The sequence below is a fragment of the Gelidimonas diazotrophica genome, from assembly GCF_055694025.1.
In genome coordinates this window covers 427713-441140 of record NZ_CM146349.1, presented here as the reverse complement: position 1 = coordinate 441140, position 13428 = coordinate 427713, and the positions used below count along the sequence as shown (strand labels likewise).

15 protein-coding genes are annotated in these 13428 nt (G+C 56.4%); 7 read left to right on the top strand and 8 right to left on the bottom strand.

What is annotated here, in order from left to right:
• Positions 1-2: 2 nt before the first annotated feature.
• The 3 genes from KGFNPO_RS02140 to KGFNPO_RS02130 form a co-directional block, all read right to left on the bottom strand.
• The gene (locus KGFNPO_RS02140; RefSeq protein ID WP_472632885.1) at positions 3-923 is read right to left on the bottom strand and encodes an ABC transporter permease; all 921 of its coding nucleotides are present in this window, start codon (positions 921-923) and stop codon (positions 3-5) included.
• Entirely contained in the window at positions 920-1831 is a 912-nt protein-coding gene (locus KGFNPO_RS02135; RefSeq protein ID WP_472632884.1) for an ABC transporter permease, read from the bottom strand. The genes KGFNPO_RS02140 and KGFNPO_RS02135 overlap by 4 nt, the downstream gene beginning before the upstream one ends.
• Before the next feature lie 103 nt (positions 1832-1934).
• Positions 1935-3032, bottom strand: coding sequence for an ABC transporter substrate-binding protein (locus KGFNPO_RS02130; protein WP_472632883.1), 1098 nt, complete (start codon positions 3030-3032; stop codon positions 1935-1937).
• A gap of 436 nt (positions 3033-3468) precedes the next feature.
• On the opposite strand from KGFNPO_RS02130, the gene KGFNPO_RS02125 reads away from it, so the two are divergent.
• Both KGFNPO_RS02125 and thpR read left to right on the top strand, forming a co-directional pair.
• Positions 3469-4350, top strand: a complete 882-nt coding sequence (locus KGFNPO_RS02125) for a LysR substrate-binding domain-containing protein (RefSeq protein ID WP_472632882.1) — start codon at positions 3469-3471, stop codon at positions 4348-4350.
• 45 nt (positions 4351-4395) lie between these two features.
• On the top strand, positions 4396-4935 hold the full coding sequence (gene thpR, locus KGFNPO_RS02120) for an RNA 2',3'-cyclic phosphodiesterase (RefSeq protein WP_472632881.1): 540 nt from the start codon (positions 4396-4398) through the stop codon (positions 4933-4935).
• Positions 4936-5126: 191 nt separating this feature from the next.
• On the opposite strand, the gene tcdA is transcribed toward thpR, so the two are convergent.
• Positions 5127-5993, bottom strand: a complete 867-nt coding sequence (tcdA, locus tag KGFNPO_RS02115; RefSeq protein WP_472632880.1) for a tRNA cyclic N6-threonylcarbamoyladenosine(37) synthase TcdA — start codon at positions 5991-5993, stop codon at positions 5127-5129.
• Here tcdA and KGFNPO_RS02110 point away from each other — a divergent pair.
• The 3 genes from KGFNPO_RS02110 (at position 5984) to KGFNPO_RS02100 (ending at position 8553) form a co-directional block, all read left to right on the top strand.
• Entirely contained in the window at positions 5984-6634 is a 651-nt protein-coding gene (locus KGFNPO_RS02110) for a hemerythrin domain-containing protein (RefSeq protein ID WP_472632879.1), read from the top strand. The genes tcdA and KGFNPO_RS02110 overlap by 10 nt on opposite strands.
• Positions 6635-6650: 16 nt before the next feature.
• Positions 6651-7286, top strand: coding sequence for a pyridoxamine 5'-phosphate oxidase (gene pdxH, locus KGFNPO_RS02105; protein ID WP_472632878.1), 636 nt, complete (start codon positions 6651-6653; stop codon positions 7284-7286).
• Between the two features lie 64 nt (positions 7287-7350).
• Complete coding sequence (locus KGFNPO_RS02100; RefSeq protein ID WP_472632877.1) at positions 7351-8553, top strand: class I SAM-dependent methyltransferase; 1203 nt, start codon at positions 7351-7353, stop codon at positions 8551-8553.
• 245 nt (positions 8554-8798) lie between these two features.
• Here KGFNPO_RS02100 and KGFNPO_RS02095 read toward each other — a convergent pair whose 3' ends face one another.
• The gene (locus KGFNPO_RS02095) at positions 8799-9203 is read right to left on the bottom strand and encodes an HIT family protein (RefSeq protein ID WP_472632876.1); all 405 of its coding nucleotides are present in this window, start codon (positions 9201-9203) and stop codon (positions 8799-8801) included.
• Between the two features lie 43 nt (positions 9204-9246).
• Positions 9247-9777 (bottom strand): peptide-methionine (S)-S-oxide reductase MsrA, encoded by a 531-nt coding sequence (msrA, locus tag KGFNPO_RS02090; protein ID WP_472632875.1) that lies wholly within the window; start codon positions 9775-9777, stop codon positions 9247-9249.
• A 174-nt stretch (positions 9778-9951) separates the two neighbouring features.
• Here msrA and KGFNPO_RS02085 point away from each other — a divergent pair, with 174 nt between their 5' ends.
• Together KGFNPO_RS02085 and KGFNPO_RS02080 are read left to right on the top strand one after the other, a co-directional pair.
• A complete protein-coding gene (locus KGFNPO_RS02085; protein WP_472632874.1) occupies positions 9952-10473 on the top strand; it encodes a flavin reductase family protein in 522 nt (173 codons plus the stop codon).
• A gap of 22 nt (positions 10474-10495) precedes the next feature.
• Positions 10496-10750 (top strand): SemiSWEET transporter, encoded by a 255-nt coding sequence (locus tag KGFNPO_RS02080; protein WP_472632873.1) that lies wholly within the window; start codon positions 10496-10498, stop codon positions 10748-10750.
• A 29-nt stretch (positions 10751-10779) separates the two neighbouring features.
• Here the strand turns inward: KGFNPO_RS02080 and KGFNPO_RS02075 are convergent, their stop codons facing one another.
• Both KGFNPO_RS02075 and KGFNPO_RS02070 read right to left on the bottom strand, forming a co-directional pair.
• Positions 10780-12180: an SGNH/GDSL hydrolase family protein gene (locus KGFNPO_RS02075; RefSeq protein WP_472632872.1), complete on the bottom strand. Its 1401-nt coding sequence runs from the start codon at positions 12178-12180 to the stop codon at positions 10780-10782.
• A gap of 191 nt (positions 12181-12371) precedes the next feature.
• Positions 12372-13394 (bottom strand): L-threonylcarbamoyladenylate synthase, encoded by a 1023-nt coding sequence (locus KGFNPO_RS02070; protein WP_472632871.1) that lies wholly within the window; start codon positions 13392-13394, stop codon positions 12372-12374.
• Positions 13395-13428: the final 34 nt, after the last annotated feature.

The following is a 13428-nucleotide window of genomic DNA, read 5'->3' as shown; positions in this document are numbered from 1 at the left end:
ATTTAAAATGACACGCCGCCATCGCCTACCAGTTTCTCCAGCGCCCAGATCAGGACGAAATCGATCAGCACCGTCAACACCGCGAACGAGAACACGGTTGGGTCAAGCGAGGACACGGTTCGGCTGAACATCAAGATCGGCACCGTCATCACTTCGATGGTGTACAGAAAAAAGGTGACGGTGAACTCGTTGAACGAGACGATGAACGCCAGCAGCGCGCCGGCCAGAATGCCGGAGCGCATTAGCGGCACCACCACATCGACGATCGCGCGCAATGGACGCGCACCCAGCATCTGCGCCGCCTCCTCGATTTCGCTGCCGATCCCGGTCAGCGCAGCGGTGCAGTTCTTGATCGCGAACGGCAACGCCAGGATCACGTGCGCAATCACCAGCCGCCAGCTGCCCAGATCGAATGGCAGATGATCCATTACCAGCAACAGCGACAGCCCCAGCACCACCATCGGAAACACCAGCGGCAGCGACACCAGCTGGATCGCCAGCGCCTTGCCGCGAAAACGGCAGCGCGTGATCGCATAGGCCGCCGGGATCGCCGCCAGCGTGGCCAGGATCATGGTCTGGAACGCCACCAGCAAACTGGTGGTGAAGGCCTGGCCGACCGACAGCACGTCGCTCTTGTCGGGCGAGACAAAGGTATTCCAGGCCGCCCGGTACCATTGCAGGCTATAGCCGGCGGGCGGGAAATCGAGCGTCTCGCCGGCGCTGAACGACATCAGAATCAAGGTCAGAATCGGCAGCACGATCAGCAACAAAATCATGCTGGCCAGAATCGTCACGAAGCGTCCGCCCTCGCCCGGCAAGGTGGGCGCACGCCGGAATGGATTCCAACTTGCAATCCCGGCCCGGCGCAGTAAGGCTGGGGCTGAGGATTCGGACAACATTGATGCGGTTGGGTGCGTCATCATGCAAGCTCCAGGGCACGGCGGCTGCGGCCGGTAAAATATTCGGACAAGCCCATCACGGCCAGCGTCGACAGGATCAGGACCACACCGCCGGCGGAGGCCGACGGCCAATCGAGCAAGGGCGCAATCTGGTCATGCACCACCACCGCCAGCATCGGCACCCGGCGTCCGCCCAACAGCATCGGCACCACGAAACTGCTGGCGTTGTAGGCGAACACCAGCGTGGCGCCGGTCATGATGCCGGGCATGCTCATCGGCAGCACGACCTGGCGCAGCACTTGCAGCCGGCTGGCGCCGAGCATCGCGGCGGCTTCTTCATAGCTGCGCGAGACACCGCGCACCGCGCTGGCAATCGGCAGCACTGCCAGTGGAAATGCGGTCTGCACCAGCCCCAGCAGCACGCCGGTCTGGTTGTACAACAGCATCACCGGACGCTCGATCAGGCCGAGCGATAGCAGCAATTTATTCAGCAAGCCGGCCGGCCCCAGGATCACCAGCCAGCCATAACTTTGCAGCAGCAGGTTAACCAGCAGAGGCAGCAATACCGCGGCCAGAAACAGTTGGCGCATCAGCGGCGACTTCAGGCGCGCCATCGCCAGCCCGACCGGAATCGCCAGCGCCACCGCGATCACCGAACTGACCAGCGCCAGGCGCATGGTCAGCAGCAAGGATTTCAGGTAATAGGGTTCCAGCAGCCGCACATACGAAGCCAGACTGAAGGCGCTCCATTCTTCACCCTTGACGCCGACGCTCATGCGCAGCACCAACAGGCTGGCCACCACCAGCACGAATAGAAACAGCATTGCCGGCAGCAGAAAAAGCCAGGCGCGGGCAGTGGGGGAACGCAATTTTTTAGTGGGACGCGGGACAGCGTCGCCGGCCTGATGGGCCAGCCCGATACCAGGATTCATCTCGGTTCTCTTATCACAAGTTGCAACACGGCTGATTACGACAGACAGCGCGCGCCTGCGTTTGCTTGAAACGGCAGCGGCAGACGCGCAAATCACAACACCATTACGAAGAGAAGATTTCGGTGTAGCGGCGCAACCACTCTCCCTGCACGGTGGAAAGGAAAACGTTGTCGTGAATAATGCCTTTTTCCGCGATCAGCTCAGGCGTCAGGATGTACGGACTCTTGCGCGCCTCGCTTGAAATCACGGCCTTGGAATTGACCGGACCGTTGAAAATGTCTTCGGCCATCTTGCCTTGAACCACCGGGTCGAGCGTATGGTTGATGAAGGCGTAAGTCAGGTCGGAATCGCCCGGACGGGATTTCGGCATCACGGAAAACATCAGATCGGCGAAAAAACCTTCCTTCATGCCGAAGGTAGAGCCCATGCCGTATGCGGGATTCTTCAATTGTTTGGGGAAGAATGCAGGCGCATACAAGCCGCCGATATCGAGCGAGCCGGTGCGGAACAGTTCGGCAACCTGGTTCGGATTTTCGCCCAGCATCATGACCCGGCTCTTCAATTCGGCCAGCTTCTTGAAGCCCGGCTCGATATTGCGCTCATTGCCGCCGGCCAGTTTGGCGGCGACGATGATCAAATCCATGGCCTCGGTCCAGCCCGGCGGCGGCAGGAACAGGCGGCCGGCGTATTTCGGGTCCCACAATGCGGCATAGCTATCCGGCACTTCTTTGATGGTGCGGGTGCTGTACATCAGGCTATTACACCAAAGCAAATATCCGATGCCATGACCATCGGCGCCGGTACGGTATTTTTCAGGCACATCCTTGATATTCGGAATCCGATTGAAGTCGGGCTTTTCCAGCAGGCCGGCTTTGGCCAGTCCCACTGCGCCGACGCCCGCCAGCGTGATCACGTCGTATTGCGGCTTGCTGCCGGCGGCCTTCAGCTTGGCCACCATTTCCGAGGTGCTGCCGGTGCGGTCGGCAATCACCTTGGCGCCGGTCTTGGCTTCGAAGGTGGCGGCGATATTGCGCAGCGCCGCCAGGCCGGTGTCGTCGGACCAGGTCAGCAGACGCAATGTCTTGCCCTTGAATTTGGACTCTGCCGCGTGAATATACGGGGTGGAAAATGTGGCGGCAGCGATTGAAGCGGCCCCTACCGTCTTGATGAAATGTCTCCTACTGACATCATGTTCGCGCATGGCGATCTCCTGGATTATTGTATTTCGCAGATGCAAATTACGTGGCATCGCAATGTTTTTCATAACACTTGAGCTAAAAGCCGCGCATCCCACAGCCCATTGTCATGCTCGACAAGCGGGGCTTGGTGATTGGCATAGTGCGGCTCAGCAGCCATAGCAGCAATCGAAACTTTCTCATGCCAGCCATGTGAAAATGTAATGCCGCGCCGGGCACCGAACTTATCTGCGCTCACCTGTTCCAGCAGCCTGGCATCCGGCTTTACCTGCATGCAAAAAAATAGTAGATTTGTACTCTTTGCAGAATCTGGAGAGCGGCGCTTGCAGCGCGGCTTCTCGGTTGTTCTCGATTGTTCCGGATCGCCAAGAGATTTTTTACAATCACATGATTACCGTCGTCATTATGATTTTTACGCATACCAAATATCAGGGGTAATCGATGCAGCGCATGCCTCCACTGAACGCTCTACAGGTATTTTTAGTCGTCGCGCGTCATCGCAATTTCACCCGTGCGGCAGAACATTTGTGCCTGACGCAAGGCGCAGTCAGTCGGCAAATCCTGGCGTTGGAAGAGCATTACGGTTTTCAGCTGTTTACGCGACTGCCCAAAGGGCTGGCCCTGACGGTCGAGGGGGAAATCCTGCTGCCGGTGGTGCGCGAGAGTTTTTCGCGCATTGAAGAAATTTCAACCCGGCTAACGCGGCAGCGCAATGACCTTGCGCTCAAAGTGCCGACTTGTGCGATGCGCTGGATTTTGCCGAAGATCATGTTGTTTCAGGCGGAATATGCGGACATCCAGATCCAGTTGACTACCACGACCCAGCACAATGTCGATTTCAGGCGCGACTCGTTCGATGCCGCGATCGTATATGGCACGCCGAGCGGCGAAGAGGTGCATGCATTACTGCTGTTTGATGAACAGTTGACCCCGGTTTGCGCCCCCGAAATTCTGCAGGGCGCAAAACCGCTCAATACTCCTGCAGATCTAAGCCATCACACGCTGCTGCATCCGACCCGCGACCATCGCGATTGGCATATGTGGCTGAAGTTTGCAGAGGTGGCCGGAGTAAATCCCGACAGCGGCCAGAATTTCGAAACGCTGGATTCGGCAATGAATGCCGCCGCTCACGGCTTCGGCGTCGCGATTGGCGATTGCTCTCTTATTCGGGAAGATATCGAGACCAAACGACTGGTAATCCCGTTCGACAAGATGCTGTCCACCGGACAGAGTTATTACCTGGTGTATCCCAACAGCGTGGCCAATCAGCAGAAAGTCTTGTTATTCAGGGATTGGATGGCGCGACTGGTGGCGCGCTCATGAATGATTGCCAGACTTGGATGTGCTTTAGGCTTAGGCGATGAAGCGATGAAGACAAAAGAGAGTGGTGTCCGCCTTTTTTATGCGTTATGGCCGGACAATGCGACCCGAGCGGCGCTCATCCAGCTGCAAGCACCGATGCCGGGGCGCATCACGCCCGCTGAAGACCTGCATCTGACGCTGGTTTTTCTGGGAACACAAGCGTCGGCAGCGCTGCCGGCGCTGCAAGCATTGCTGGCAAAGCTGCCGGCATCGGCGATGACGCTGAACGTGGATTGTCTGGGGCATTTTTCCAAGAACGGGATTATCTGGGCCGGCATGCAGCGTGCGCCCGAGACGCTGACGGCGCTTCGACAGGCCTTGCTTGCCGCTCTGGCGCAGCAGAATATCGTTTTCGACCAAGGAACACGCTTCAAGCCGCACCTCACGCTGGCCCGTGATTCGGCTATGGCTATGGCTGCGGCTGCACTGGACATGAGGCCGATCATCTGGCGCGCCGATCACATCGCGCTGGTGCAATCGACCACCACTGGCAGCGCGCCCCGCTATCGCCTGCTGGCCTCGCGCCGGCTTGAAGGTGCTAACTGATGTTACTGATGCTTACTGATGTTTCCGCATTGGTCGCCAAAGACGTCACAACACACTCTGCTTCGTAAAAATAGTGGGGTATGTATGACTATTTTCATGGCATTTTACGCATATTTTTATTGCCTATGAAAAATATACTCCACACTATTTTCGTTATTGATGCGTGTAATATCCCACACATCTCGAAAAGATTAATCCACAACTACCGCCGCGCTGCTCGTGACAGGCGGTTCGGCCACGGCAAGCTTGCGCAACACTTGCGCCGCCGCAACCAGGCCGAAAGAGGCGGTAACCACCATCGCCGAGCCGAAGCCGGCGCAATTAAGCCCGGTGATGCCGGCGCTGCCAACGCTGCCGTCACCCTCCAGCGCGCAGGCGTCGTTAGTCTCGGGGAAGCGTAAAGGCTCGGTCGAGAACACCGCATCGATGCCGAATTTATTCTTGGTGCCGCGCGGGAAACGATGTTGTGCGCGCAACAATTTCCGCACTTTCGACAGCAACGGTTCCTGCTCGGTCCGCGATAAGTCGCGTATTTCAATTTTGGTCGGATCGATCTGGCCGCCGGCACTGCCGATGGTAATCAGCGCAATTGCGTGTGCGCGGCAATAGGCAATCAGCGCCGTCTTGGCCCGTACGTTGTCGATTGCATCGATCACATAATCGAAGTCATGGGCGCCGATCATCGCATCCAGATTGTCGGGCGTGACGAAATCCTCAACTTCGGTGACGCGGCAATACGGATTGATTTGTTCGATGCGCTGCGCCAGCGCAGTCACCTTGGCCTGACCCAGGGTCGCCGACAAAGCCTGAATCTGGCGGTTGACATTCGATTCCGCCACGTTATCGAGATCGATCAAAGTCAGGTGCCCGATCGCACTGCGCGCCAAAGCTTCCACCACCCAGGAGCCGACGCCGCCGACGCCGACCACGCAGACCCGCGCCGCCCGAAAGCGCTGCAGCGCAGCATCGCCATACAAACGCGCGATGCCGCCGAAACGGCGGTCGAAATCGATGTCGTCCAAAGGACCCGGTATTACCAGTTTCGTTATTGTATTCATTGCGTCATTTTAAGGGAAACTGGCATAAAGCCAGGATTAGCGCTTTATGTATACTGATGTCGGTTACTGTTAAATGGGATAGCACCATGCAAAACGCATCATCATTATTTACGCCGATTCCCGGTTTCGACCAGCCGATTGCGGTACTCAAGCACTGCCATGACCGCATCCGAAAACAAATCAGCACCATGCAAAAATTGTTGTCGTATTTGCCACAACATGGTGCGGATATTGATGCGCAACAAGCTGCAAAATCGATATTGCAGTATTTTAATAAAGCGGCGCCCAACCACCATGCGGATGAAGAAAATGACTTGTTGCCGATGCTGCAAGTATCGGCAACAGGAGACGATGCGGCATTATTGGCACAATTATTGCCGTTGATTCTGCAGGAACATCAGCAAATGGATGCCGCGTGGCAAGTGCTTGAGCGGCAATTGCAACAGATCGCTGCGGGTAAAAATGCAGGCGCCGGCAGCCATCTATCGGAGCAGGACGTGGGCCATTTCGCCGAACTATATACTAGCCACCTGCAAAAGGAGGAAACGCACATCGCACCGATGGCAATCCGCCTGTTCAGTGCCGCACAGATGGCGCAGTTAGGCGAAGCGATGCGGCTACGTCGCGCAATTACACAGTAAATAACCAGGAATCAAGATGTCGATAGCAGATTTAAGAAAAGATTACAGTCGCGCCAGCCTGTCGGAGTCGGATGTCGCTGCCGATCCGATGACGCAATTCAAGAAGTGGTTTGATGAGGCGCTCAACGCGAAAGTACCGGAAGCCAATGCGATGAGCCTGGCGACAGTGGCCACCGATGGGCGTCCTTCGTCGCGCATCGTGCTGATCAAGGACTTCGATCATCGCGGATTTTCCTGGTTTACCAACTACGAGAGCCGCAAGGGGCACGAGCTGCATCAAAATCAGTACGCCGCGCTGCTGTTCTATTGGATCGAACTGGAACGGCAAGTCCGCATCGAAGGCCGCGTCGAACCCATTTCCGCAGAAGAAAACGAGGCCTACTTCCAGAGCCGGCCGCTAGGCAGCCGGATTGGCGCGATTGCATCATCCCAAAGCGAGCCGGTTGCCAGCCGCGAAGCGCTGGAAACGCGTTACGCCGATGCCGAAGCGAAACACGGCGAGCATCCGCCCCGCCCGGCGCATTGGGGCGGCTACCGTCTGGTGCCGGACTATATCGAATTCTGGCAAGGCCGCAGTTCCCGGCTGCATGACCGCATCGCGTTCAAGCTGAGCGCGGATGGAAGCTGGGACCGGCTCAGACTGCAACCGTAAATCTTTACACCTGGATCTTTCGACAGGTGCGCCGCAGTATGGACTCAGCTACACGGAGGGCATCGTGTTTTGGGAAAAGAAACTGTCGCAATGGGTGGAAGATATCCGCAATCATTCCGCACTTCCGCTACGGCTGGAATTGTGGAATGGACAACAGTTCGATTTCAGCGCGGGGCATCCCGATGTCACCATCCGGGTGCCGCACTTCTCTGCCATCAACTATCTGCTGACGCCATCCCTGGCAAGCCTGGGTGAAGCCTATGTCGAAGGAAAAATCGAGATTGAAGGTCATGCGGCAGCCATAATCCGCATCGGTAGCGCGCTCGCCAGCCAGATGCACGGACCCGCAAAAACGCTGTCCCGCATCGTAAGAACCGTCCGGCATGACAAGCAGAACGATGCCGAGGCAATCCGCTACCACTATGACGTATCGAACGCGTTTTACCAAAGCTGGCTGGACCAAAATCTGGTGTATTCCTGCGCCTACTTCGAAAATGGCGACGAAGATCTGGCCACCGCGCAAATAAAAAAGATCGATCACATCCTGACCAAAATACAGCTCAAACCCGGCAACACGCTGCTCGATATTGGTTGCGGCTGGGGCGCGCTGGTGCTGCGTGCCGCACAACAATTCGGCGCCCAATGTGTCGGCATCACCTTATCGAACAACCAGTATGCATTTGCCAGAGAACGGGTCGAACAGGCCGGCCTTGCCCACCGGGTTGAAATCCGCTTGCAGGATTACCGGGATATCACCGGGTGTTTCGACCGCATCACCAGTGTCGGCATGTTCGAGCATGTCGGCCTGAATCACTTGCCGGACTATTTCACCAAAATCTGCACCCTGCTGGCCGAAGACGGCGTGGCCATGAATCACGGCATCACGTCGACCGATCCCAATAAACGTGAAACCCCCTATGGCGGCGGCACCTTCATCGATAAATATGTTTTTCCGCATGGCGAGTTGCCGCATCTCGGGCTGGTGCTGAAAAGCATGCAGGAAGGCGGTCTGGAAGCGCTCGATATTGAAAACTTGCGCCGCCATTACGCCCATACCTGCAGTATCTGGGCCGACAATTTCGAAAGCCACGCCGACCAAATCAAGATGCTTACGGACGACAGGCATTACCGCATCTGGCGTCTGTATCTGGCCGGCTGTGCCCATGCCTTCACGCATGACTGGATATCCTTGTATCAGGTGGTATGCATCAAGGCAGGCAGGGATGCATCCGCACTTCCCTGGTCACGCAAGTATATTTACAAATAAGGTTACTGTTCAGCGCGCTAGATGAGGACTGTTTGAATCCCCTCGCCCGCTTGCGGGAGAGGGTTAGGGAGAGGGTATTAGCAAATATTCCGGCCTGATTATGTGGCAATCCCATCAAGGCCGAGTCTTGTTTTAGCCCACCTTCGTTCTTGCGAGCACCCTCTCCCCGGCCCTCTCCCGCACGCGGGCGAGGGAGTTCTCCATAGCGGGCTGAATAGTTGCCAAATTAATTACAAACAAGCGCGTCAAATCACTTTTATCTTGCTCGCATATTCCCGCAATTTCTCGATCCCCGGATCATTGCGAGGCCAGACCAGGCTCGCGCCATCGTTGCAAAAACGCGGCACCACATGCAGATGCAGATGCGGCACAGTTTGCCAACCGGCCGGTTTGTTGGTTTGCAACAGGGTGATGCCTTCCGGTTGGAAAGCGATCTGGATTGCCTTGGCGATTTTATGCGCGACCCGCATCAACGCAACGACAGACTCTTCATCGGCATCCATTAAAGTCTCATAAGGTTTTTTGGTCGCCACCAGAACATGGCCCGGATTGACCTGCCCGGCATCCATGAAAGCAAAGACCAGGTCGTCTTCATAGATTTTCACGCCGGGAATTTCGCCCAGTAATATTTTTTCAAAAATGGTCGTCATCACATCCTCCTCAACTGCGCTCATCAACTGCAGTTTCCTGCGCTCAGGTCTTGCTCTTGTCGGCAAAAATCTTCCTGAATTTCTCCAGTTTCGGCACCACGACGAATGCGCAATAACCCTGGTCGGGATGCTGGCGAAAATAATTCTGGTGACTGTCTTCTGCCCTGTAATACGGCTGCTCCGGGGACAGTTCGGTCACGATAGGCGCATCCCAGACATTCGCCATCTCCTTGATCACATGCTGAGCCGTATCTTTCTGTTGCGCAGAATGAGTGTAAATGACCGAACGATATTGGGTACCGCAATCGTTGCCTTGTCGATTCAGGGTGGTCGGATCGTGGATGGTAAAGAAAACCTCCAGTAATTCGCGAAAACTCACCCGTGCGGGATCAAACGTTATCCGCACCACTTCGGCATGGCCGGTGCTGCCCTCACACACTTGTGCATAGGTCGGATTCGGCACATGACCGCCGCTATAACCGGATTCAACCTGCAACACACCGTTCAACTCCTGATATACGGCTTCCAGGCACCAAAAACATCCGCCGCCCAATGTTGCGATTTCACTTGTCATGATTAACTCCCTTTGCTTTGTTTTACTTTGCTGCCTCACAGCATGACTGTAGCCCAAACCATCCTGTACTGCTTGAGCAAAATCTGCAAAAGTCAAAGCATGCAATCATCCATCAGGACAATAAGCGCTCGATGGTAGTTTCCAGGATAATGTTTGAAACTTTCTGGATCACCGATGCATACACGCTCTGCACGCGCTTTGACGCGTGAATTCGACACACCCCATTTTCGTCATGCACTGTCACAGTTTGCCACTGGCGTGACAATCATCACTACGCGCTTATCGGACGGCACTTTACTCGGCTTGACGGCAAGTTCATTCAATTCGGTTTCGCTCGAACCGCCGCTGGTGCTATGGAGTTTGGGCAATCGCGCCAGCAGCCTGGCGGCATTCACCGGGAATTCGCACTATGTGATCAATGTGCTGGCGCTCAACCAGGCCGCGCTGGCAGAGCGTTTCTCCAGGCGAATCAAAAACCGCTTCGAAGGCGTTGACTACGAATTGTCGCGCACCGGGCATCCAATTTTAAAAGGCGTTTCAGCTTGGTTTGAATGTCATAACCGGAGTCGCTATCCGGAAGGCGACCATGTGATTTTTGTCGGCGAAGTCGAACGGTGCGAAGCGCATCCGCAGCCCGCGCTGGTATTTCATGACGGCCAGTTCTCTGGCACGAATGCCATTTCCAAACAATCCTAGAAGCCTCAGTGCATAACGTCCTATGGCATTCTCAGAATTAATCGGCTACGTTGCGGCCATCTTGACTACAGCCGCATTCATCCCGCAAGCGTGGCTGGCATGGCGGTCGCGTCGCCTGGATGGCGTGTCGCTGGGCATGTACAGCACCTTTACACTGGGGATAATGTCGTGGCTGGCGTACGGCTGGCTGATCGGTTCCTGGCCCATCATCCTGGCCAATACCGTGACCCTGCCGTTAGCCGTGTATATCCTGTCGATGAAAATTCGCTTTGGCTGAACCTGTCGGGCTTGCCGCGCCCGCCAAGCTTATAACCAGCCTTTTTCGACCATTTTCTTGGAAACATGCTGCGCCAGCAGCTGATTGGTAAATGGCGTCGGGTGACCGCCATCGGCAAACTTATAATTCTGATCCGCGCCGGCGATCAGGTTGTTTTTGTTGCACACAAGTGCAGAATGCAGCGCATTTTTCACAGGCGACAATGGCTTATCCGCATCGACATCGGCGCAGACCGGTGTCGTCACATTGCTAAAACCATAAAACTTCGGATTGTCTGCCAGATCGCGATCAAATGCGTAAGCATCGACTAACAGAACCTTGGACTGGCCAACCAAGCCTACCTCCAAACGGAGGTTGAATGCAATTACCATCGCACCAATCCATTTTTGTGTCTCAGCAGATTGCGCTAACGCATCAGGCGTTTTGCTGGCGTCCGGCAAATTCAGTACGGTGACGTGATTTGCGCCGTTGGCAATGATCTGCGTTTTAACAAGTGCTGCCAATTGATCGCCTGCCTTAGCCATTGCAGCTACATAGATTGCCAATTTCTCAGGATCGCTCGCATAGGCGGCGCCGGCAGCCGCGCCAGCGGCCTCGGCTGCCGCCGTTGCCGAAGCAACCGCAGCCGGAACATTCGTCAGAGGAAAGCCTTGCCGGACCGCCGCAGCGGTCGCGGCAAGAGTGAGCGACGTAGTGGTATGCGCGGGATTCGCCAATTCCGTCTCAAAGGCACTCTGAATAACCGGCAGCGCAGCAATCGGATCAGTGGAACCGGCGGCGAGTGTCCCAATCAACGTAGTTGCATACTGATTATTGGCGGCAGCCGTTCCTGCTGCCGTTGCATCCAGCTCCAGCTGATTTGCCTGAAAAACAAGATCATTGCCGCCAGCCAGTACAAGCACGATTTCATCGCCTTTGAACTTGCCGCCGCCTTTCGCCAGATGGTTGGATATCTGCGTCGTGACTGGCACCGTCAATTGACCCAACTGACTGGTGTGATGTTTATCAACATACGCAATATTCCTTGGCCCAACAGCTTCCGTCACGCGCGCGCCGCCTTGCGCATAAGAGGTGCAGGTGGGCGCAAAAGAAATTGCAGCCGCAAAACTGGCAAGGACGCCATTGCTTAACAAACCGGTTTCTGCCGCGCACGGTGCCGGCAGACCTATCGTTGCCGCCATGACTTCAGTCCAGTTCTTGGCCACGTTCGTGCCGTCCGCACCGACGTCATTGACCGTATATTTACCGCCGCCCAATGCTTTAACGCCACCGACCGCGTAGGTTCCGATATCGCTCAGGCTGTCACCGAATGAAACCTGGGCGCTGAATTTGACTTTGGGGACTGGCTCGCGGTCATGATCTTTACTGCCACCGCAACCAGCCAGGACTGCCGCAGTGAGCAGTGCCAACGCAAATGGTGTTTGACGCATGGTGTCTCCTATGGGATGCATTGCAGATTAATGGGGCGTGCGCCCTATTTCCGTAAATACAATATCCAATCGATTCACATGCTTTTCGGCAATCGCAACACCGAAAGGACTTGTCCACTTTGCAGGAAAGCAGACGGACCGACTTTGCGTTAACACAAAACCGCACAAAATCGCACCAAACCCGCAGAAATTTAGAGCAGGCGCTGCAAGATGCCGGCGGAATCATGGGCGGCACGGTGCAGGCGATCGTTGATGCCCTGCCATGCGACGTCTGGCGGCGGCGACTCGATCACGATCAGGTCGGCGCCGATGGCGTCCATCGCGCGCAATGCTGCGTACAAGCCGTGAGCGTAACCCTCCGGATTGGCGGGCAAGGCACACTGGCCGCTGGTCGGCGTGCTGGGCTCAAGCGCATAGCGTATCAAGGCAATCCGGCGTCCGGCCTGATGCAGTTGTTGCACGACAGCTTCCAGTCGCGCGGACGCGACCAGCGCGACGGCAGTGCGCGGCGCGTAATGTGCGGCCAGCGTGCCCGAGGCGCGTGGCGCTGCCCGATCAGGTAGCTGCGGCATGGTGCCGATGACGGCGGCAATCTGCGCTGCGCTGATATGGCCGGGACGCAGCAATACCGGCCCTTGCGTGGCCAGACGCGATAAATCCAGAATGGTCGATTCAATCCCGACCGCGCTCTGGCCGCCATCGAGGATTGCCTTGATCAGCCCATGAGCGCCGAACTCATCGCCAAATTCATCCCGCACATGCTGGGCGGTAGTCGGGCTGACATGGCCGAATTTATTCGCCGATGGCGCGGCCAATCCACCCTTGCCGCCCTTGAATGCGCGCAGCAGCGCTTGCGCCACCGGATGCGATGGACAACGCAGGCCGACCGAATCCTGTCCGCCGGACACTGCATCGGGAATGTGCGCGGCACGTTTCAGGATCAGCGTCAGCGGGCCGGGCCAGAACGCCTGCATCAGCGCCTGCGCCTGGGCCGGAACCGATGTGACCCAATAAGCGATATCCGCTTCCGGCGCGACATGCACGATCACCGGATGATTCGACGGGCGATTTTTGGCGACATAGATATTGGCGACCGCAGCAGGGTTTTCCGCATCGGCACCGAGCCCGTAGACAGTCTCGGTCGGAAAAGCAACCAGGCCGCCGGATTCGAGAATCAAAGCGGCCTGGCGGATATCAGTGGAAAAAACGCTCATTGGTAAACTATTCAATATCAAAAATCAGGGCATC